The organism is Micromonospora lacuserhaii (genome assembly GCF_036902735.1).
Taxonomy (GTDB): domain Bacteria; phylum Actinomycetota; class Actinomycetes; order Mycobacteriales; family Micromonosporaceae; genus Micromonospora.
In genome coordinates, this window is the sequence record NZ_JBAKHO010000009.1 from 37,660 (window position 1) to 57,067 (window position 19,408).

Annotated in this window: 19 protein-coding genes and 3 tRNA genes; 14 read left to right on the forward strand and 8 right to left on the reverse strand. The window is 73.5% G+C overall.

Annotated features, from left to right (window positions below; translation table 11 throughout):
• The first annotated feature begins 3 nt into the window (after window positions 1–3).
• Window positions 4–1,092 carry a DNA glycosylase AlkZ-like family protein gene (locus V6U81_RS08820; protein ID WP_334486497.1) on the forward strand — a complete coding sequence of 363 codons (1,089 nt, stop codon included), beginning with the start codon at window positions 4–6 and terminating at the stop codon, window positions 1,090–1,092.
• Between the two features lie 30 nt (window positions 1,093–1,122).
• Here V6U81_RS08820 and bluB read toward each other — a convergent pair whose 3' ends face one another.
• Window positions 1,123–1,749, reverse strand: a complete 627-nt coding sequence (gene bluB / locus V6U81_RS08825; RefSeq protein ID WP_334486500.1) for a 5,6-dimethylbenzimidazole synthase — start codon at window positions 1,747–1,749, stop codon at window positions 1,123–1,125.
• A gap of 151 nt (window positions 1,750–1,900) precedes the next feature.
• On the opposite strand from bluB, the gene V6U81_RS08830 reads away from it, so the two are divergent.
• On the forward strand, window positions 1,901–2,662 hold the full coding sequence (locus V6U81_RS08830; protein WP_334486503.1) for a crotonase/enoyl-CoA hydratase family protein: 762 nt from the start codon (window positions 1,901–1,903) through the stop codon (window positions 2,660–2,662).
• Here the strand turns inward: V6U81_RS08830 and V6U81_RS08835 are convergent.
• On the reverse strand, window positions 2,655–4,139 hold the full coding sequence (locus V6U81_RS08835) for a dihydrolipoyl dehydrogenase family protein (protein ID WP_334486505.1): 1,485 nt from the start codon (window positions 4,137–4,139) through the stop codon (window positions 2,655–2,657). The two genes, V6U81_RS08830 and V6U81_RS08835, sit on opposite strands and share 8 nt — an antisense overlap.
• Before the next feature lie 92 nt (window positions 4,140–4,231).
• On the opposite strand from V6U81_RS08835, the gene V6U81_RS08840 reads away from it, so the two are divergent.
• On the forward strand, window positions 4,232–5,293 hold the full coding sequence (locus V6U81_RS08840; protein ID WP_334486507.1) for a serine hydrolase domain-containing protein: 1,062 nt from the start codon (window positions 4,232–4,234) through the stop codon (window positions 5,291–5,293).
• A 4-nt stretch (window positions 5,294–5,297) separates the two neighbouring features.
• Here the strand turns inward: V6U81_RS08840 and V6U81_RS08845 are convergent, their stop codons facing one another.
• The 3 genes from V6U81_RS08845 to V6U81_RS08855 form a co-directional block, all read right to left on the reverse strand.
• Entirely contained in the window at window positions 5,298–5,786 is a 489-nt protein-coding gene (locus V6U81_RS08845) for a GNAT family N-acetyltransferase (RefSeq protein ID WP_334486510.1), read from the reverse strand.
• 316 nt (window positions 5,787–6,102) lie between these two features.
• Window positions 6,103–7,425 carry a cryptochrome/photolyase family protein gene (locus tag V6U81_RS08850; protein WP_334486512.1) on the reverse strand — a complete coding sequence of 441 codons (1,323 nt, stop codon included), beginning with the start codon at window positions 7,423–7,425 and terminating at the stop codon, window positions 6,103–6,105.
• Window positions 7,422–8,333 (reverse strand): phytoene/squalene synthase family protein, encoded by a 912-nt coding sequence (locus V6U81_RS08855; RefSeq protein ID WP_334486514.1) that lies wholly within the window; start codon window positions 8,331–8,333, stop codon window positions 7,422–7,424. Before V6U81_RS08855 ends, V6U81_RS08850 begins: the two co-directional genes overlap by 4 nt.
• A 65-nt stretch (window positions 8,334–8,398) precedes the next feature.
• On the opposite strand from V6U81_RS08855, the gene V6U81_RS08860 reads away from it, so the two are divergent.
• The 9 genes from V6U81_RS08860 to V6U81_RS08900 all read left to right on the forward strand — a co-directional run bounded on the left by V6U81_RS08860 (window position 8,399) and on the right by V6U81_RS08900 (window position 14,500).
• Entirely contained in the window at window positions 8,399–9,553 is a 1,155-nt protein-coding gene (locus V6U81_RS08860; protein ID WP_334486516.1) for a polyprenyl synthetase family protein, read from the forward strand.
• Between the two features lie 28 nt (window positions 9,554–9,581).
• Window positions 9,582–11,063, forward strand: coding sequence for a phytoene desaturase family protein (crtI, locus tag V6U81_RS08865; protein WP_334486518.1), 1,482 nt, complete (start codon window positions 9,582–9,584; stop codon window positions 11,061–11,063).
• A gap of 4 nt (window positions 11,064–11,067) precedes the next feature.
• Window positions 11,068–11,685 (forward strand): isopentenyl-diphosphate Delta-isomerase, encoded by a 618-nt coding sequence (idi, locus tag V6U81_RS08870; RefSeq protein WP_334486519.1) that lies wholly within the window; start codon window positions 11,068–11,070, stop codon window positions 11,683–11,685.
• A complete protein-coding gene (locus V6U81_RS08875) occupies window positions 11,675–12,616 on the forward strand; it encodes a MerR family transcriptional regulator (protein WP_334486522.1) in 942 nt (313 codons plus the stop codon). The genes idi and V6U81_RS08875 overlap by 11 nt, the downstream gene beginning before the upstream one ends.
• 72 nt (window positions 12,617–12,688) lie before the next feature.
• Window positions 12,689–13,495, forward strand: a complete 807-nt coding sequence (locus tag V6U81_RS08880) for a polysaccharide deacetylase family protein (RefSeq protein ID WP_334486525.1) — start codon at window positions 12,689–12,691, stop codon at window positions 13,493–13,495.
• A 155-nt stretch (window positions 13,496–13,650) separates the two neighbouring features.
• Window positions 13,651–13,723, forward strand: a tRNA-Glu gene (locus V6U81_RS08885).
• A 33-nt stretch (window positions 13,724–13,756) separates the two neighbouring features.
• A tRNA-Asp gene (locus V6U81_RS08890) sits at window positions 13,757–13,833 on the forward strand.
• A gap of 82 nt (window positions 13,834–13,915) precedes the next feature.
• Window positions 13,916–13,989, forward strand: a tRNA-Phe gene (locus V6U81_RS08895).
• A gap of 283 nt (window positions 13,990–14,272) precedes the next feature.
• Window positions 14,273–14,500: a hypothetical protein gene (locus tag V6U81_RS08900; RefSeq protein WP_334486527.1), complete on the forward strand. Its 228-nt coding sequence runs from the start codon at window positions 14,273–14,275 to the stop codon at window positions 14,498–14,500.
• Between the two features lie 603 nt (window positions 14,501–15,103).
• Here the strand turns inward: V6U81_RS08900 and V6U81_RS08905 are convergent.
• Entirely contained in the window at window positions 15,104–15,739 is a 636-nt protein-coding gene (locus V6U81_RS08905; protein WP_334486530.1) for a class I SAM-dependent methyltransferase, read from the reverse strand.
• A gap of 234 nt (window positions 15,740–15,973) precedes the next feature.
• On the opposite strand from V6U81_RS08905, the gene V6U81_RS08910 reads away from it, so the two are divergent.
• Entirely contained in the window at window positions 15,974–16,759 is a 786-nt protein-coding gene (locus V6U81_RS08910; protein WP_334486532.1) for a hypothetical protein, read from the forward strand.
• A 67-nt stretch (window positions 16,760–16,826) separates the two neighbouring features.
• Here the strand turns inward: V6U81_RS08910 and V6U81_RS08915 are convergent, their stop codons facing one another.
• Window positions 16,827–17,981 (reverse strand): hypothetical protein, encoded by a 1,155-nt coding sequence (locus V6U81_RS08915; RefSeq protein ID WP_334486535.1) that lies wholly within the window; start codon window positions 17,979–17,981, stop codon window positions 16,827–16,829.
• A gap of 185 nt (window positions 17,982–18,166) precedes the next feature.
• Here V6U81_RS08915 and V6U81_RS08920 point away from each other — a divergent pair, with 185 nt between their 5' ends.
• Entirely contained in the window at window positions 18,167–18,679 is a 513-nt protein-coding gene (locus V6U81_RS08920) for an SRPBCC family protein (RefSeq protein ID WP_334486538.1), read from the forward strand.
• Between the two features lie 4 nt (window positions 18,680–18,683).
• Here V6U81_RS08920 and V6U81_RS08925 read toward each other — a convergent pair whose 3' ends face one another.
• Entirely contained in the window at window positions 18,684–19,391 is a 708-nt protein-coding gene (locus V6U81_RS08925) for a DUF2786 domain-containing protein (RefSeq protein ID WP_334486540.1), read from the reverse strand.
• Window positions 19,392–19,408: the final 17 nt, after the last annotated feature.

Sequence of the window (19,408 nt, forward strand, 5' to 3'; positions counted from 1 at the left end):
TCCATGTCTCGCCACCGCCTCGATCGGGTCCAGGCGCGCCGGATCGCGGTCCGCGCCCAGTTGCTCGACGCGCACCAGCCGGCCGATCTCGGCACGGTGCTGGAGAGGTTGACCTTCCTGCAACTGGATCCGACGGCGGCGGTGGCGCCGAGCGCCGACCTGGTGGCGTGGTCCCGGCTCGGCGCCCGCTACCGCCCTGAGGATCTGCTGCTGGCCGTGGAGCGGGACAGGGCGGCCTTCGAGCACCGCGCGATGGTGCGGCCGATGACGGATCTGGGGCTCTACCTGGCCGAGATGGCCGCCTGGCCACCGGAGGGGCGCAGCCGGGCCTGGCTGGCGGCGAACGACTCGTTCCGGCGGGACGTGCTGGACCGGCTGCGCGACTCGGGCCCGCTGCTGTCGCGCGAGGTGCCGGACACCAGCGTGGTGCCGTGGCCGTCGACCGGCTGGACGAACAACCGCAACGTCACCCAGATGCTGGAGCTCCTCGCCGCCCGCGGCGAGATCGCCATCTCGGGCCGGGTCGGGCGGCAGCGCCGGTGGGACCTGGCCGAGCGGGTCTATCCGCCGGGCACGCCGACGGTGCCGTTGGCCGAGGCCCGGGCGAGGCGAGACGAGCGGCTGCTCCGGTCCCTGGGCATCGCCCGGTCCATCGTCGTCGGGGACGCCGGTGAGCCGGCGGAGGTGAAGGGCACGCCGGGTGTCTGGCGGGTCGACCCGGCGATGCTGGGTCAGCCGTTCGCCGGGCGTACCGCGATGTTGTCGCCGTTCGACCGGCTGATCCACGACCGGAAGCGGGCGCTGGAGCTTTTCGACTTCGAGTACAAGCTGGAGATGTACGTGCCGAAGGTCCAGCGCCGCTGGGGCTACTTCGCGCTGCCGGTGCTGCACCACGACCGGCTGGTCGGCAAGGTGGACGCGACCGCCGACCGGAAGGCCTCGACGCTGCGGGTGGACGCCGTCCACGAGGACGTCCCGTTCACCCCGGAGCTGGCCGCGGCGGTGGGCGCGGAGCTGACGGCGTTGGCGTCCTGGCTGGGCCTGGCCGGAGTCAGCGGGGCGGTCAGTCCGGCCCGACGGCGGGCACGCTGACAGGACCGCGAGGACACGCGGGCCGCGGGCTCAGTGACCGCCCGTCCATCGATTGGCGTGCAGGGCCTCCGCGAGTGGACGCTTCTGTCGCCAGCCGTGCCGGGCCAGGTCCGGCACCTGCTCCAGGTGGGTCACCGGCCCGACGCAGAGCCAGGCCACCGGGCGGACGTCCGACGGAATGCCCAGCAGGTCGGCGAGGAAGGCCTCCCGGTAGAACGACACCCAGCCGACACCGAGCCCCTCGGCGGTGGCGGCGAGCCAGAGGTTCTCGATGGCCAGGCAGACCGAGTAGAGGCCGGCGTCGGCGATCGCGTGGCGGCCCAGTACCGCCGGCCCGCCCCGGGACGGCGAGTAGGTCACCACGATCGACAGGGTCGACTCCAGCACCCCGTCGATGCGGATCCGGGCGAACCGATCGGCGGCCTCCCCGGAGAGGGTCGCCGCGAAGACGTCCCGCTCGACCTGCACGTGCTCGTGGAACCGGCGGCGAAGCGCGGCGTCGCGCACCAGGATGAAGTCCCACGGCTGCGTGTAGCCGACACTGGGTGCGGCGTGCGCCGCGTCGAGGATCCGGTGCAGGGTGTCGTCCGGCACCGGTTCCCCGGTGAACTCGGCCCTGACGTCCCGGCGTCGGTGGATGGCGGTGTAGAGGTCCACGGCAGGCTCCCGCTGCGCTGGGCCCGCCCCGGAAGGTCGGGCGGTCGCATGATCGTTGCCGCCGCCGATGCTAGCCGCCGAGCCCCGACCGCGTACCGCAGAGGTCGCGTTGGGCCTGGCGTGCGGACGCCGCCGGCGGCATGCTGTCCCGATGGCCGTACACGTCACGCACGACGGACCGGTGACCACGGTGATCCTCGACCGGGCGGCGTCCCGCAACGCCGTCGACGGGCCCACCGCCCGGGCCCTCGCCGACGCGTTCCGCTCCTTCGAGGCCGATCCGGACGCCGCCGTCGCGGTGCTCTGGGGAGCCGGCGGCACCTTCTGCTCGGGCGCCGACCTCAAGGCCATCGGCACCCCCAGCGGCAACCGGGTCGAGGCCGACGGCGACGGCCCGATGGGACCCACCCGCATGTCGCTGTCCAAGCCGGTCATCGCCGCGATCTCCGGGTACGCCGTGGCCGGCGGCCTCGAACTGGCCCTCTGGTGCGACCTGCGGGTCGCCGAGTCCGACGCGACGCTCGGGGTGTTCTGCCGGCGGTGGGGCGTCCCGCTGATCGACGGCGGGACGGTGCGGCTGCCGAGGCTGATCGGTGAGAGCCGGGCGATGGACCTGATCCTAACCGGCCGCCCGGTGCCCGCCGCCGAGGCGTACGCGATGGGTCTGGTCAACCGGCTGGTCGCGCCGGGTGAGGCCCGGGCGGAGGCCGAGCGGCTCGCCGCCGAGATCGCCCGCCACCCGCAGACCTGCCTGCGCAACGACCGCGCCTCGGTGCTCGCCACCGGCGGCCTTGCCGAGCCGGAGGCGCTCGCCACCGAGCTGGCGTACGGGATGGAGTCCCTGGCGACGGACGCGGCGGCCGGCGCGGCCCGGTTCGCCGCGGGCGCCGGCCGCCACGGCACCGTCAGCTGAGGTTGCGCAGGGCGTCCTCGATGGCCCGGTGGAACGTCGGGTACGCGTAGATCATGTGCCGGAGCTGACTCAGCGGCACCGCCGCGTGCACCGCCACCACCAGCGCCGACAGCACCTCGCCGCCGGCCGGGCCGACCGAGGTGGCACCGATGAGCACGCCCTGGTCGGCATCGGCGACCAGCTTGATGAAGCCCTCGTTGCCGACCTTGTGGATCCAGCCCCGGGTCGACGACGACAGCTGCGAGAGGCCGACCTGCACGTTGATGCCACGCTCGCGGGCCTGCTTCTCGGTGAGCCCGACCGCGCCCACCTCCGGGTCGGTGAAGGTGACCCGGGGCAGCGCCCGGTAGTCGGCCCCGGGCACGGTGCCGGCCCCGCCGCTCGTGCCGGCCGTGGCCGTCGCCCCGCCGACCCCGCTGACCGCCCCCATCGCGCCGCCCACCACGCTCGCGGTGCCGCTGGCGTCCGCGCCACCCTCGGCGTGCCGGGCGTGGTCGAGCAGGTCGGCGATCACGATCCCCGCCTGGTACATGGCGATGTGGGTGAAGGCCCCCTCGCCGGTCAGGTCACCGACCGCCCAGATGCCGTCGGTGACGTGCATCCGCTCGTCCACCGGCAGGTAGCGCTGGGAGGCGTCGATCGAGACGGTGTCCAGGCCCAGCTCCTCCAGGTGCGCCCGGCGCCCGGTGACCACCAGCAGCCGCTCGGCGCTGAAGTCCTGGTCGCCGGAGTGCACGGTGAACGTGGTCCCGTCGTGGCTGACCCGTTCAGCTTTGACCCCGGTACGGATCTCCACCCCGTCGGCGCGCAACGCGGCGGTGGCCACCTCGGACGCCTCCGGCTCCTCGACGGCGAGCACCCGCTCGAACGCTTCGACCACGGTGACCCGGACGCCGAACCGGGCGAAGACCTGGGCCAGCTCCAACCCGATCGCCCCGCCGCCGAGGACCAGCAGCGTCTCGGGCAGCTCCTCGACCTCGATCGCCTGGTGGTTCGTCCAGTACGGCGTGTCGGCCAGCCCGTCGATCGGCGGCACCGACGGGCGGGTGCCGGTGCCGAGCACGATGCCGTGTCGGGCCTGGAACACCTGCTCGCCGACGCGTACCCGGCCGGGGCCGTCGAGTCGGCCGCTGCCCCGCAGGAACCGGCCACCCCGGCCGGTGAACCGGTCCACCGCGGCCTGGTCGTTCCAGGTGTCGGTGGCCTCCTCCCGGATCCGCTTCGCCACCGGGGCCCAGTCCGGCTGGACCTGCGCCGAGCCGGCCAGCTCGTTGACCCGCCGCGCCTCGGCCAGGGAGTTCGCCGCCCTGATCATCATCTTGCTCGGGATGCAGCCCCAGTAGGGGCACTCGCCGCCGACCAGGTCCCGCTCCACGCCGACCACGCTGAGGCCGGCCTCGGCGAGTCGCCCGGCCACCTCCTCGCCGCCCACGCCCAGCCCGACCACGACCACGTCCACCAGTTCCGGCTCCGCCATGCCGCCAGCATCGCGCACCAACCTGGGGCCGGCCATCGGTCCGGGTGGGAATTCCCGCGCCGGTAATCATTCCCACCGCCTACCGTGGCCGGATGCACGCACGCTTCGCCCCGGTCCGGGACTGCTTCCACGACCTGCTCGCCGACGGCCGGGAGACCGGTGCCGGCCTGACCGTCTGGTACGACGGCCGCCCGGTCGTCGAGCTGGCCGGCGGTGGCTCCGCCGGTCGACAGTTCGCGCCGGACACCCTGGTGGACGTCTACTCGGTCGGCAAGCCGGTGGCGGCGCTCTGCCTGCTCATGCTGGTCGAGCGGGGGCGGGTCGACCTCGATGCGCCGGTGTCGACCTACTGGCCGGGCTTCCGCGCGCCGGCGACCGTCCGGCAGGTGCTCAGCCACACCGCCGGGCTGCCGGCGTTCCCGGTGCCCAGGCCCGCGGAGGCGATCGCCGACTGGGCGCTGCTCTGCACCGACCTGGCCGCCGCCGAGCCGGAGTGGGCGCCGGGGTCCGTCGCGGGCGAGCACGCCTGGACGTACGGGCACCTGGTGGGTGAGCTGGTCCGGCGGGTGGACGGGCGGTCCGTGGGGCGCTTCCTGGCCGAGGAGATCGCCGGGCCGTGGCGGCTCGATCTGGGCTTCGGTCTCGGCGCGGCCGACCAGCGGCGCTGCGCCGACCTGTCGTACGGCGATCCGGGGTGGCCCGACCGGATGCGCGGTGAGCCGGGGTCGCTGCGGGCCCGGGCGGTGGACAACCCGCCCGGCGGGCGGGACCTGGCGGTGGTCAACAGCGCGCTCTGGCGGGGCGCAGAGATCCCGGCGGTCAACCTGCACGCCACCGCGTCCGGCCTGGCCCGGCTCTACGCGGGTCTGCTGGCCGGCGGCACCCTGGACGGGGTGCGCCTGTTCGGCCCCGAGCTGGTCGCCGAGGCCACCCGGGTCCAGTACGACGGCCCGGACCTCGTCCTGGGTCGGCGGGTGTGCTGGACGTTGGGCATGCAGTGGGAGCCGGACGGCAGCTGGGGCATGGGCGGGATCGGCGGGAGCAGCGCCTGGGCCGACCCGGGGCGGGGCTACACCTTCGCGTACGCGACCGCCCGGCTCGCCGACCATGACCGGGTCGACGAGCTGGTCGAGGCGCTGCACTCCTGCCTGTGACCGGTCAGCGGTCGAGTCGGGTGTAGTAGCGGACCAGCGGTAATCCGACGAAGCCCGCCTTCTCGTACGTCCGCCGGGCCGGGGCGTGCCCCTCGTCCCCGCCGGTGCCGACCACCGCCAGGGTGACCCCGGCGGCCTTGAGCTGGTCCAGTGCGTACCCGGTCAGCCGGGAGCCGATTCCCCGACGCTGCTGGTCGGGGTCGACGGCGAGCATGTAGATCTCACCCTCGGTCCGGTCGGCGTTGATCCGGATCGCGACGAAGCCCACGGGCCGCCCGCCCACGACGGCGACGTGGACGTCGTTGCCGGTGTCCCGGCAGACCTCGGCCACGGCCCGCGCCTGGCTCTCCCGCCAGTCCGGGTAGATCGCCCGGTAAACGGGTTCGCCGAGCACCTTTCCGAACGAGGCGAATACCGGCGCCCAGGCGCGGAGCGAAAACTCCACCACGGTGGGGATCTCGGCGAGGTCGAGTGGACGGATCTCGGTTCGCATCGGTCCAGGCTGGACCGCGTCGCCGATCGGGGCCAGCGACTTTCCGCCGGCGACTTCGGCGGCGACACTTTCTGTGACAGGTCAAGCTGGTTACCGTGGGTCACGGCCGCCGTCGGACCGGACCACCTCCTCCGGCCCTTTGCTCTGCTGCCCTGGATGCAACACCGGAATGACCAGGGGCGCGATACGCGAATGCCTGCTGAGGCGATCGATCCACGATGACGGCAAGTTACCGTTGCCTGGAGGGCAGCAGAGCAAAGCGTGCGAACGGCTGTCCCGGCGCCAGCTGGAGAGCAACGCTCCGTGACCCCGACGGTCAGCGCATCCAGACCGGGTCGGCGCCCGGCACCTCCAGCGGCTGCGGGTAGTCCAGCTTTCGGCGAACCTCGGCGGGCAGCCGCCACGGCTGGTGCACCGCCTTGCCGGCCACCGCCGCCAGCTCGGGCACCCACCGCCGGACGTAGCCGCCGTCGGGGTCGTACCGTTCGGCCTGCCGGACCGGGTTGAGGCTCCGGTACGGGCGGCTGTCGTTGCCGGTGCCGGCCACCCACTGCCAGTTGCCGGAGTTGTTGGCCACGTCCCCGTCGAGCAGCCAGCGGGAGAAGACCGCCACGCCGGGCCGCCAGTCCAGCCCGAGCACCTTGGTCAGGTAGCCGGCGGTGATGAGCCGGGCCCGGTTGTGCATCCACCCCTCGGCCCGCAGCTGCCGTATGCCGGCGTCCACGATCGGCATGCCGGTCCGCCCCTCGGTCCAGGCGTCCATCGCGTCCGCGTCGTACCGCCAGTCCTCGGTCGCCCCGCGCCGGTACGCCTTCCCCGAGATCTCCGGGAAGGCGGCGGTGACCTGGTAGTAAAAGTCGCGCCAGCAGAGCTGCCGGACGAACGGCCCGTCCCGGCCGCCGGCCCGGTTCGCCACCGCCAGCGGGGAGAGGCAGCCGAACCGCAGGTACGGGCTGAGCCGGGACGTCTCGTCGCCGGCCATGTCGTCGTGGATGTCGTCGTACCGGTCCAGGGTCGGCAGCCATGCGGTGAGCCGCCGCCGCGCGACGCTCTCGCCGCCGACCGCCGCGTCCGGCGACTCCCCCTCCGGCGGCGCCGGCAGCGGGCCGACCCGGACACCGTCGGGCAGGCTGATCCGGTCCGGCGCGGCCAGCTCCTCCCGCCAGGCCGCCCCCTGCCAGCTGCGGAAGTACGGGCTGAACACCCGGTAGTGGTCGCCGCCGGTCGGCCGCAGCGCGCCCGGCTCCACGATCGTGACGCCGGGGAAGAGCCGCAGGTGAAGCCGGTGCCGCTCGCACTCCTGAAGCAGCCGGCGCTCGCGGCGGCGGGCGTACCGGCTGACGTCGGCGGAGAGGCCGATCCCCTCGGCGCCTACCTCCCGGGCCAGCCTGATCGTCTCGGCCACCGGGTCGCCCCGGCGGACCACCAGGTCGCCGCCACGCTCGCGCAGCGCCTCGCGCAGCCCGGCGAGGCTCTGGTGCAGGAACCGGGTGCGGTTCGGCGAGCGGTCGGCCAGCGCCGGGTCGAGCACGTAGAGCGGCACGACCCGGTCGAAGGCGGCGCAGGCGGTGGCGAGCGCCGGGTGGTCGTGCACCCGCAGGTCGCGGGTGAAGAGCACGACCGCGGTACGCCCGCTCACGGCAGGGCCGGTCCCGGTACGACGACGGGGGTGCCGGTGCGGGTGAGCAGGGCACGGCTGGCGACCGCCATCCGGCGTCGCTGCGGAACCAGGGCGCGCCGGACGAAGACGTCGTAGTCCTGCGCGGCCACCTCGTCGAGGATGCCGCCGTAGAGCGCGTAGGCGGTGCGCATGCAGGCCTGCGAGGCGGGGGCGAGCAGGGTGATGCCGGGCGCGGCGGCTGCATAGTGCGCCTGGGCGCGGGTCACCTCGTACTCGATCAGGTCCCGGATCTTCGCGGTGGTGCGGCCCTGCGCCTTCGCCGCGAGCAGGTCGTCGCGGGTGACGTTGAACTTGGCCAGGTCCTCGTCGGGCAGGTAGGTGCGGCCCCGGTCGAGGTCCTCGGCGACGTCCCGGATGAAGTTGGTGAGCTGGAAGGCGAAGCCGAGCTGGCGGGCCGGATCGCGGGCCGCTGCAGGGTCGGAGCTGCCGAGGATGGGCAGCATCATCGTGCCGATGACCGCCGCCGAGCCCTCCATGTAGTCGAGCAGGTCGTCGTAGGTCGGGTACGACATGACCGTGAGGTCCATCGCCATGCTGCGCAGAAACGACGCAAAGTCGTCGCGGTCGAGGTCGAAGACGGCGATGGTGTGCAGCACCGCCGGGAGCAGCGGGTCGTCGACCGGCTCGCCGTGCAGGCCGGCGACGAAGCGGGAGGACCACTCGTCGAGCCGGGCCGCGCGCTCGGCCGGCGGCAGGTCCTCGGTGCGGTCGACGATCTCGTCGGCGTAGCGGGTGAATCCGTACAGGGCGTGCACGTGCCGCCGTTTCCATGCGGGCAGCAGGCGGGTGGCGAGATAGTAGGTACGCCCATGGCGTTTGTGCAGCTCCTGGCAGCGCGCATAGGCAGCGGTGAGATCCGTGTCCACCGGCCCTCCTCGAAATTCGACGCAGCAATCGACGCAACTCGTAACCCTAGGGTACGCTCGCCCACATGGCCAACGACGCAGTTGCGGGTAATGCGCTCCGCGTCGCGCCGGCTCAGCCGGGAGCGACGGACGATCCGGTCCGCGGCGTGCTGGCCGCGTTCACGAAAGACCTGATCAAGGGCGTGGACGACACTCTCGCGGCGTTCCTGGCCGCCGAGGTCGCCTCGCTCACCGAGATCGACGCAGCGATGGGCGGATTCGCCGCAACGGCGCGCGACAACGTGCTGGCCGGTGGCAAGCGGGTCCGCCCCACCTTCGCGTACTGGGGCTGGCGCGGGGTGGTGGGCGGGGCCGCGCCGCTGCCCACGGTGCTCCCGGCGTTCGCCGCCCTGGAACTGCTGCACACCTTCGCACTGGTGCACGACGACGTGATGGACGGCTCCGACACCCGGCGCGGCCTGCCCACCGCGCACCGCGCCGCCGCCGCCCGGCACGTCGCCGCGGGATACACCGGCGACCCCGGCCGGTTCGGCGAGGCGGTGGCCGTGCTGATCGGCGACCTCTGCCTGGTCTGGGCCGACCGGCTGCTCAGCCACGCCACCCTGCCCCCGGCCCGGCTCTTCGACGTGCGGCGCTGCTACGACCAGATGCGCATCGAGACCGTCGCCGGGCAGTACCTCGATGTGCTCGGCGAGAACGACGCGGCCAACTGGTCGGTGGACCGGGCGCTGCGGGTGGCCCGCTACAAGACCGCCAGCTACACCGTCCAGCGGCCGCTGCTCTTCGGCGCCTGCCTGGCCGGCGTCGCCGCCGACGCACCGCTGATCGCCGCGTACACCCGCTACGGCCTGGCCGTCGGCGAGGCCTTCCAGCTCTGCGACGACCTGCTCGGCGTCTACGGCGACCCGGCGACCACCGGCAAGCCGGCCGGCGACGACCTGCGCACCGGCAAGCCGACCGCGCTGCTGATGCTGGCCCGGCAGCTCGCCACCCCGGGCCAGCGGCGCGCACTGGAGCGCGCCGGCACGGTCACCGGCCCCCGGGAGGTGGCCCGGCTGGCCGAACTGGTCGCCGACACCGGCGCGGTGGCCCGGGTCGAGCGGATGATCTCCGACCGGGTGACCGAGGCGCTGACCGCGCTCGACACCGCGTCGATCGACGAGACGGCGCGCACCGCGCTGACCGGTCTCGCCACCGCCGCCACGAACCGGCAGGCATGATGAGCGACTTTGCGAAGGAGGTGGTCACGTGCGCACCGTGAACGGACGTACGGACCGGGTGGTGGTCGTGGGCGCGGGCCTGGGCGGGCTGGCGTGCGCGCTGCACCTGGCCGGCAGTGGCCGGCAGGTGACCGTGGTGGAACGCGAGCCGGTGCCGGGCGGCCGGGCCGGCCGGCTCAGCGTCGACGGCTACGAGTTCGACACCGGACCGACCGTGCTCACCATGCCCGACCTGATCGCCGAGGCGCTCGGCGCGGTCGGCGAGGAGCTGACCGACTGGCTGGACCTCACCCCGGTCGACCCCGCCTACCGGGCCTACTACCCGGACGGCTCGACGCTGGACGTCATCACCGACACCACCCGGATGGCGGCCGAGATCTCCCGGGTCTGCGGGCCCCGGGAGGCCGACGGCTACCTGCGGTTCGTCGACTACGCGCGCAACCTGTGGAACTGGGAGCGGGCCGACTTCATCGACCGCAACCTGGACGCCCCGACCGACCTGCTCACCGCCAACCTGGTGAAGCTGCTGGCCAACGGCGCGTTCCGGCGTCTTCAGACGAAGATCAACCAGTTCTTCTCCGACCCGCGTACCCAGCGCATCTTCTCCTTCCAGGCCATGTACGCCGGCCTCGCCCCGCACGACGCGCTGGCCATCTACAGCGTCATCGCGTACCTCGACTCGGTGGCCGGGGTGTACTTCCCGCGCGGCGGCATCCACGCGGTCTCCCGCGGCATGGCCGGCGCCGCCGAGAAGCACGGCGTGCAGTTCCGGTACGGCACCACGGTGACCCGGGTGGAGACCGCCAACGGGCGGGCCACCGGCGTGGTGACCGCCGACGGCGAGCTGATCCCGGCCGACGTGGTGGTGCTCAACCCGGACCTGCCGGTCGCCTACCGGGACCTGCTGCCCGAGGGGCGGCAGCGCAAGCTGACCTACTCGCCGTCCTGCGTCGTCCTGCACATCGGATCGAAGCAGGGGTATGAGAAGATCGCCCACCACAACATCCACTTCGGGCGCAAGTGGAAGGGCACCTTCGACGAGGTGATCCGGCGCGGCGAGCTGATGACCGACCCGTCGCTGCTGGTCACCAACCCGAGCCGGACCGACCCCTCGGTCGCACCGGCCGGCCGGCACACCTACTACGTGCTCGCGCCGGTGCCCAACCTGCAACGCGCCCCGTTCGACTGGCGCGGCGACCTCAGCCGCCGCTACGCCGACCAGCTGATCCACACGCTGGAGGAGCGCGGGTACGTCGGCTTCGGCGACGGCGTCGAGGTGCTGCGCACGATCACACCCGCCGAATGGGAGGAGCAGGGCATGGCCGCCGGTACGCCGTTCGCCGCCGCCCACACCCTCTTCCAGACCGGGCCGTTCCGCCCGTCGAACCTGCACCGGACGCTGTCCAACGTCGTCTTCACCGGCTCCGGCACCCAGCCCGGCGTGGGCGTGCCGATGGTGCTGATCTCGGGCAAGCTCGCCGCCAACCGCATCACCGGCGCGGGTCGGTGACCAGGTGACCTCTCGGGAAGGACACCTGGTCGAGCTGGTCGACGACACCGGGCACGTGCTCGGCGAGGCCACCGTGGCCGCGGCGCACCAGGCGCCGGGGCGGCTGCACCGGGCCTTCTCGGTGCTGCTGGTCGACCCGGCCGGCCAGGTGCTGCTCCAGCGGCGGGCGGCGGCGAAGACCCGCTTCCCGCAGCGCTGGGCCAACTCCTGCTGCGGCCACCCCCGGCCCGGCGAGTCCCTGGTCGAGGCCGCCAACCGTCGGCTGGCCGAGGAGTTGGGCGCCGGCCCGGTGGAGCTCGCCGAGGTCGGCGTCTACCTCTACTACGCGGAGGACCCGGCCACCGGCCGGGTCGAGTTCGAGTACGACCACGTGCTGCGCGCCGACGTGGCGGCCGACGTCCAGACCCGGCCGGATCCCGACGAGGTGTCCGAGCTGCGCTGGGCCGACCCGGCCCGGCTGATGTCGGAGATCGACGCCGACCCGCGCACGTACGCACCCTGGCTGGGCGGAGTGGTCAGCCGACTGCTGCGCCCGAACAGGTCCACCGGCGGTCCCGCCGGCGACACCATCCCGCCCGGTGTTCCGGCGGACGACGCGTCGGAGCGGTCGGGTGGCCGATGAGCCGCTGAGCGCGGGGGCCGTCGCACGCCGACTGGGCGTGGCGGTCACCACGCTGCGCACCTGGCACCAGCGCTACGGCCTCGGCCCCAGCCAGCACGTACCGGGTCACCACCGGCGCTACACGCCGGCCGACCTGGCCCGCCTGGAGGTCATGCGCAAACTCACCGCGGAGGGCGTCAGCCCGGCCGAGGCCGCCCGCTGGGCCAAGCAGAGCCCGGCGGTCAGCCCCGCCCTCGAACAGCGGTTGCGGGCCGGGGTCGGCCGCGACGGCGGCGGGCAGACCATCCCGGTCGGCCGCGCCGGACCGGCCGCCCGCGGCCTGGCCCGGGCGGCCATGCGGCTGGACTCCACGGCGATCAGCGGGGCGATCTCGCACGCCCTGGCCACCGACGGCGTGATCGCCACCTGGGAGAGCCTGCTCCGCCCGGTGCTGTTCGGCATCGGCGAGCGGCACGCCGCCACCGCCGGGCTGATCGAGGTGGAGCACCTGATGTCCCGGTGCGTCTCCGAGGCGTTCTCCGCCGTGGCAAGCCGGGGACGCCCCACCGGGCCGGCCCGGATCCTGCTCTCCTGCGCCGACGAGGAGCAGCACACCCTGCCCCTGGAGGCGCTGGCCGCCGCGCTCGCCGAGGCGGGAGTGGCCTACCGCACACTCGGTGCCCGGGTGCCGGTGGCCGCCCTGATCGAGGCGGTGAACCGGACCGGCCCGGCCGCGGTGGCGGTCTGGTCGCACACCCGGGCCACCGCCGACCCGGGGCAGCTCAGCGCCCTTCTCGCGATGCCCCGCCGGCCCCTGCTGGTACTGGCCGCCGGGCCGGGCTGGCGGGCCGAGACGCTGCCGGCCGGGGTGGTGCGACCGGTGGACCTGGCCGAGGCGGTCTCGCTCGCGCTGGCCGTACGGGACTCGTTGGATCAGTCGACAGGGGACTGACCAGGGCTGCCACTTTGCGCGCGCGTCCACTACCGTCGGGGCGTCCGCGTAGCCGATCCCCTCGGAGTGACGATGCGTCCACCTCCTGTCCTGGCGGTCGCCCTCGGCCTGGTTCTTCTGCTCGCCGGCTGCGGGGAACAGACCGGGACGACACCGCAGGCGGACGGCGCGACGGCGGCGGCCACCCCGAGCGCGCCGCTGCCGCCCGAGCCGACCCGGACCCCCCCGGCGCCCCGGCCCACCCCCAAGCCCTCGGCGAAGCCCCCGCTGCGGGCGCTGCCCGCCAAGCTGCCCGCTGGGCTCAACCGCACCACCGGAGTACGCGGGGTAGCGCTCACCTTCGACGACGGCCCCAGCGCGGCCTGGACGCCGAAGGTCCTCGACCAGCTGCACGCCGCGCACGTCACAGCGACGTTCTGCGTGGTCGGCGTACAGGTGCGCAGGCACCCGCAGCTGGTCGCCCGGATCGTCCGCGAGGGTCACCAGCTCTGCAACCACAGCTGGCGGCACGACATGGACCTCGGCCGGCGACCGGTGGCCGAGATCCGGGCCGACATGATCCGGACCAACGAGGCCATCCGCCGCGCCGTCCCCGGAGCGAAGGTGCCGTTCTTCCGTCAGCCGGGCGGCCGGTGGACCGCGGAGGAGATCGCGGTGGCCCGGCAGCTCGGGATGCGGCCGCTGCACTGGAGCGTCGACCCGCAGGACTGGGCGAAGCCGACCACGCCGACGATCATCCACCGGGTGGAGGGGGCCGCGCGCCCCGGCGCGGTGATCCTGATGCACGACGGCGGGGGAAACCGGGGCGGCACCCTCGCCGCCTGCCCGCACCTGATCTCCGACCTCAAACGCCGGTACGGCATCGTCCCGCTCCGCTGACACCCCTGCTGACCTGCGGTTATGCGGTACGGTGTGCCGCCGGCCATACCGGTTTGGCCGACCGACGGGGCATGGCATATGCTTCTCATGCCTCCGGCGGGGCCGGATGGGAGCAAGTCCGCTTGAAGTTGCGAGTATGCAATGATGGCGGGGCCGCCCTCATCGTCTAGCGGCCCAGGACGCCGCCCTTTCAAGGCGGTAGCACGGGTTCGAATCCCGTTGGGGGCACGGTCCGACTCCGGTCGGATGCAACAAATGCTAGGTCCTGTGGAGCAGTTGGAGTGCTCGCCGCCCTGTCAAGGCGGAGGTCGCGGGTTCAAGTCCCGTCAGGACCGCCAGCGCCGACGCCGCGTGAACCATTGCGCGGCGTTCTGCGTATCGGAGCATGTGACCCTCGGGTAGCATGACCCGGAGCACCACGGCCAGGTAGCTCAGTTGGTACGAGCGTCCGACTGAAAATCGGAAGGTCGGCGGTTCGACCCCGCCCCTGGCCACATAGCCTTTCGCCGGGCTACAGAGATCCCCACCAGCGGAAACGTCGGTGGGGATCTTGCTGTTTGTGCCCTCGTTGCATCGATGCCCATTGCCCGCAGTTGACCGCCCTTGACCCTTGATCGCCGCCGTTGGCTGCACGTTCGCTGCACGTCCTCTGCCAGCGGTCCCATGCAACCTCTGGCGAAGCGGTGTCATCCTGAGGCAGTGACTCACCCCGCGGCCACACGCCCCTCCGCCTCGATCCCCCGTGCCCTCCTAGCGGCCGTGGTCCCAAATCTTCTCGTGCTGATCTGGCTCGTCTCATCCCTCGCCGGCTACAGCTCGATCGGCAGCGTCTGGACGACTGTCCTCGCGCTCTTCCTGCCCGTGAACGTGACCCATCACGTCCTCGACCGCTTGAAGGATCGGCTACCCGCCCGGGTCAATCGGATCAACGACGTGCTTGGCAAGGCTCTGGTCGTCATCATCGTTGCCCTGGTCGGTCTTGCCCTCGCGACCCTGACGTTTTGATCACCGGGCTGACCGCCTCAGCCCCACATGGCAGCTCCCTAACCACTCGATCACCGGAACGGTTTGGCGGCCATCCTGGAGTCGTCTGGCCCCCGCCGGAGGCATCGTTTGTATCGGCCGGCGCGGCCCGCTTGCGGGCCGCCTTGATGATCTGACCTGGCCGACCTGATGAAGCGACTCGGGCACTCGTCCATGGCGGCGGCCCGCCGGTACCTACACGCCGTCGACGGCCGTGATCGTGAGATCGCCAAAGCCCTGTCGGAACTCGCTGCGCACGGTGATGTTGCACGGCTGCCTCGGCACATCACGATGCGGAACTAGTTGCACGTCGGTTGCACGGCGGCCTTCGTCGGCACTCTGACCTGCGGAGATGCAGGTGCCTGAAAATCGGAAGGTCGACGGTTCGACCCCGCCCCCGGCCACATAGCCTTCGCCGGGGCTACACGAGCGCCGATCAGCGGAAACGCAGGTCGGCGCTCAGCTTTGTCTCCAACGAGCCCTGCTGTCCGGTCTGACCCTGGTTGACCCTGGAATCCGGATGGCCGACCCAGGCACGTGGTTGCGGGCCCATGGATTGCCCACGACGGCCTTGGGATTGCTCCGTTATCCGAGGTCCGGGCGGCGCAGCGTCAGCGATTGGAACCGGTGGCCGCGGCCGACGTCCACGGGGTGAAAGTCCACGACGTCGAACGAGGCGGCGGCGAAGCCGAGCAACTGCTCATCGGTGCGGAACGAGAAGAAGCGCGGCGGCTTGTGCTCGTCGTCGCTGATGGGACCTTCGGCGCTCTCGTTGCCTCCGTACACGCCGACGAAGAACAGCCCGCCGGGGCGCAGGATCGCCTGGATCGCCGCGAGGACCGCGGGCAGGTCGTGGTTGGGCACGTGCAGCAGGCAGTTCATCGCGAACACCGCGTCGAACGAGCCGGCCGGGAAACCCAGGTGCAAGAAGTCCATGACATGGGCCTCGATGCCCTTGGCCCGACAGCGCTCGACCATCACCGGCGAGAGGTCGGACGCGACGACGGCAAAGCCCTCCTGCTGGAAGTAGGCGCTGTCCTGTCCGGTGCCGGCGCCGATCTCCAGCAGCCGCGCGCCCGGCGCCAGCCGGTCACGGAACGCCTGCCGTTCCGCCAGCTTCCACGGCTCCTTGGTGAGCGCGTCACGCCACGCCGCGTGCGAGTCGTACGCCTCACGCAGCGGGCTGAGCACCTCGTCGTATCGGACCGTCATGTCGACCATTATCGACGGGCCGGGACGGTCACGATGTCCCGCCGCGACGGCCCCGACGCGTGGCGGCTGGTGCGGCCTATCGGGTCTCCTCGTCGGGCAGGGCTAGACCTTCCAACCTTCCCGGACGGGGACAAGGTGGAGCCCTGCCGGACGTACGACCTTGTCCCCGTCGACCCTCCCCTAAGGGCCTCGGCGGGGAAGGTCCTGATGGTGGGCCGGGCGGAACGGATCGAGACTGGCCACATGACAGTGGGAAGAAACCTCCGCCACGTGATCGGTCGGCTCGCCACCTCGTGGCGGGCGGCGTACGGCGCGCAGGGCCGCCGGGCCTTCGGCTTCTCGCTCCGCGCGGTACCACTGGCCCTGCGGCAGGCGGCCCGAGCGGCCGGCACGGGACGCCTCCGGGTGCTGGCCCGCGCCCTGCTGACCCTGCCGATCGCCCTCGCCTCGACGGTGCTGACCGCCACCCTCGCGTTCCTGGTCCTGATCAACGTGCTGGCCTATCCGTTCCGCAGCCTCCTGGGCCTGCCCGGTCCGACCGACGGCGGGTACCAGGACTCCTGGGGCGGGCCCACCCTCGCCGGCGCCTGGGCCGTCCACGCCGGTCTGGTGCTGACGCTCGTCGTTCCGGTCGTGGCGTGGGCCGTCCGAGGGCTCACCAGCCTGCAACACCGACTCACCGGTGTCACGGCCACCCGCGCCGGCACGGCTCGACCGACGCCCGTCCGGTCGACGCCCGTGCGGCCCGCCCCCACCGGGCGGGCGTCCGTCGAGCCGGCGCCCGTCCGGGCGGTCGCCGCGCCGGTGGGGCGTGCTCCGGTCGCCCGCGTACCCCGGCTGGTCGTCGTCGGTGCGGCGGTCGCCCTGTTCGTCGGGTTCTCGCTGACCGCGCACGCCATGGGCATCGGCGACAATCTGCTCTGGTTGCCCCGCGACCTGACCAGCTCCCTGGCCCTGGCCGTCACGGTCGCGCCGCTGGCCGCGCTCCCCCTCGTCACCGGCCCGGCCCGGTGGCGCCGCCAGCACTGAACGCCCCCGGTTGCGGCACACCGCCGCCCACGCCGACCGGGGCCGACCTCGAGCTCGCTGGCCGAGGTCAGCGGTCGGGGCGTTGGCGCCGCTGGGCCATCCCGCCCTGGATCGCCTCCCAGACGCTCCGGCCGGCCTGCCGCAGGGTCTCCCCCGCCTGCCCGGCGAGCTGGGACGCCTGAGCCGCAGCCTCCTGCGCGCGTTCCCCGACACTCTGCGGGCGTTCGCCGCCCTCCCGGCCGGCTCCGACACCGCCCTCCGCAGCGCCGGACGGACGTTGGCCGCCCTCCTGCCCGGCTTCCGCACCCGGCCGGGCACCTTCGGCACCGCCCCGAGCGCCGGGCCGGGCGCCCTCGGCAGCGCCCCGCTCCACACCCGCACCGCCTGCCGCGGCAGCGCCAGGCCGGGTACCCTCGGGGCCGCCGCGCTCCGCACCGGCACCGCCGGCCCCGGCAGCACCGGTCGGGCCTGCACCGGCGGCGCCACCCGTGGCGCCCGTACCCCCGGGGGGAGCGGGCGTGGACGGCGCGGTCGGGCCGAGTGGGGGCTCCGGCGGCGAACCCACCGGCGCCGGGCCGGCCGGCGACTCCGGCCGGGGCCCGACGGTCCGTTCCGGCCGGACGGCCCTGGGAACCTCGGGTCGGGCCGGCCGGGGGGTGTTGACGCCCTGCGGGTGGCCGGGTGACGCGGGGGGCCGGCGAGCGCCCGGCGACGCCTCGGCTCGCAGGTCGTCGGGGACCACCGTGCCGGCCCGGTCGGCCACGGCGCCGATCGAGGTCACCGGCTGCCCGACCTCCCGGCCGGCCTCGCCGATGACCGGCGCCGTCGCCTCGGTGACCCGGTTGGCGAAACGGTTGACGTCGGTCAGCGCCACGTCGGCGCTACGGGCCAACGCCTGGATGATCTCCGGGTTGCGGTCGAGGGTGGTCAGCGCGCGGTCCAGGATCTCCACCAGCCGCTCCAGCCGGACCTTCAGCAGGGCCTCGGCCTGGACGCCCTCGATGTCCAGCTCCACGCCCGCCAGGTGCACCCGCACCCCGGCGTCCAGCTGAAGGAGGTTGGCCAGCCGGACGCGCAGCGACACGTCGGCGTCGAGCTCGTTCACCGCCAACCGGATCGCGTCGACCGACACGTTCGGGATGTCGAGCAGGACGTCCGGCTCGACGTCCCGCCGGTCCCCGGTCCGCTCCGGCTCGGGTGGCCGTGCCCCGATCTGGCTCATGCTTCCGCTCCCCGTCGGGCGGCCCCGGCGCCGGGCCACGTCAGCCGCGGTTACCCGGTTTGCGGAGCGCCATCCGTGGCCCCGGAGGCACGCTCCGGCTCGCCGCGGAACCCGATGTCACTGTCCGGAAGGAGGCAGAGACGCGAAGCTGCACAGCGAGGCATCAGCCGGTATGGTCCGGGCCTATGGGACAGGAGATGGCGGATCCGGACCACGTCCGTCAGAACGTCGAACGGTACTGGCTCCGCAGCAGTCTTCTCGTCCCCGCCACCGCCGAGCAGGCGTTCGCCGTCTTCACCGGAGCGCTGACCGACTGGTGGGTCCGGGAATACACCTGGTCCGGACCGGCGGCCCTGGCCGAGTTGGGGATGGAACCCCGGGCCGGCGGGATGCTCTACGAGATCGGCCCGTACGGCTTCCGCGGCGACTGGGGCCGGGTGCTCACCTGGGATCCGCCCCGCCGGCTCGTCTTCACCTGGCAGCTCGGCCCGGACCGGGTGCCGGTGCCGGACCCGGCGCGGGCCAGCGAGGTCGAGGTGCTGTTCCTGCCCGACGACTCGGGGCAGACCCGGGTCGAGGTGGAGCACCGGCACTTCGACCGGCACGGCGAGGCCGCCGAGGGCTACCGGAAGGCGCTCACCGCCGGCTGGCACGAGCTGCTCAGCAGGTACCTCGCGGTGGTCTCCCGGCGGAGCTGACCGCTCACCGCCCGATCCCCGGCGGCGCGTCGGAGCCGTCGACCACCCCCGCGCCGCCCAGCTTCGCCCGGCGTCCCGCCGCGGCCCCCGGGCCGAACCCGCTGCCGGCCAGTCGACGGCGCGGCGCGCTCCGCAGCCGCGGGTAGACCTCGGTCACCCGGCGGGCCACCCGGTCGGAGCGGTCCGCGAGGACCAGCGCGACCGAGGGCTCGCCGCGCTCGGCCACCGCGCCCGCCTCGGCCGCCCGCAGCCGCTCCCCGACCACCCCGGCGAAGCCGGCCAGCCAGGAGCGGCGGAAGGCGGCGGGCTGCTCGCCGGCCGGTACGACCGCCGCGGCCAGCCCGTGCGCGGCCTGGACCAGCAGCGAGGTGAAGAGCAGGTCGACGCGTTCCAGGTCGCTGGCGAAGCCGAAGAGGTGCAGGGCGAAGCCGCTGCCCTCCCGGCGGCGTACGCACCGGCAGCGCAGCGGGTCGGCGACCGCGGCGAGCAGCGCTGCCTTGTCCCGGGCGTACGGGGCGGGCACGTCGACCACCCGGTCGCCGACCGGATCACCGGCCGGGTCGCGGGCGGCCAGCAGCGCCCGGTCGACGCCGTAACGGGCGATCAGCTCGGTGGCCTTGGCGGTGAAGGCGGCGGACTCGGCGGCCGTGCAGGCCGGGTCCTCCGCCTTGGCCAGCAGCTTGCGGACCTTGCTGAGCATCGCCTCGGACATGGCTACCAGAGCTATCA

What these genes read in the sequence shown, in the direction of transcription:
- V6U81_RS08840 (WP_334486507.1), top strand. Translation starts at nt 4,232, where the DNA reads ATGCACGCACGCTTCGCCCCGGTCCGGGACTGCTTCCACGACCTGCTC.
- V6U81_RS08910 (WP_334486532.1), top strand. Translation starts at nt 15,974, where the DNA reads ATGACAGTGGGAAGAAACCTCCGCCACGTGATCGGTCGGCTCGCCACC.
- V6U81_RS08820 (WP_334486497.1), top strand. Translation starts at nt 4, where the DNA reads ATGTCTCGCCACCGCCTCGATCGGGTCCAGGCGCGCCGGATCGCGGTC.
- V6U81_RS08915 (WP_334486535.1), bottom strand. Translation starts at nt 17,981, where the DNA reads ATGAGCCAGATCGGGGCACGGCCACCCGAGCCGGAGCGGACCGGGGAC.
- V6U81_RS08905 (WP_334486530.1), bottom strand. Translation starts at nt 15,739, where the DNA reads ATGGTCGACATGACGGTCCGATACGACGAGGTGCTCAGCCCGCTGCGT.
- V6U81_RS08860 (WP_334486516.1), top strand. Translation starts at nt 8,399, where the DNA reads ATGGCCAACGACGCAGTTGCGGGTAATGCGCTCCGCGTCGCGCCGGCT.
- V6U81_RS08920 (WP_334486538.1), top strand. Translation starts at nt 18,167, where the DNA reads ATGGGACAGGAGATGGCGGATCCGGACCACGTCCGTCAGAACGTCGAA.
- V6U81_RS08845 (WP_334486510.1), bottom strand. Translation starts at nt 5,786, where the DNA reads ATGCGAACCGAGATCCGTCCACTCGACCTCGCCGAGATCCCCACCGTG.
- V6U81_RS08925 (WP_334486540.1), bottom strand. Translation starts at nt 19,391, where the DNA reads ATGTCCGAGGCGATGCTCAGCAAGGTCCGCAAGCTGCTGGCCAAGGCG.
- V6U81_RS08880 (WP_334486525.1), top strand. Translation starts at nt 12,689, where the DNA reads ATGCGTCCACCTCCTGTCCTGGCGGTCGCCCTCGGCCTGGTTCTTCTG.
- V6U81_RS08835 (WP_334486505.1), bottom strand. Translation starts at nt 4,139, where the DNA reads ATGGCGGAGCCGGAACTGGTGGACGTGGTCGTGGTCGGGCTGGGCGTG.
- V6U81_RS08830 (WP_334486503.1), top strand. Translation starts at nt 1,901, where the DNA reads ATGGCCGTACACGTCACGCACGACGGACCGGTGACCACGGTGATCCTC.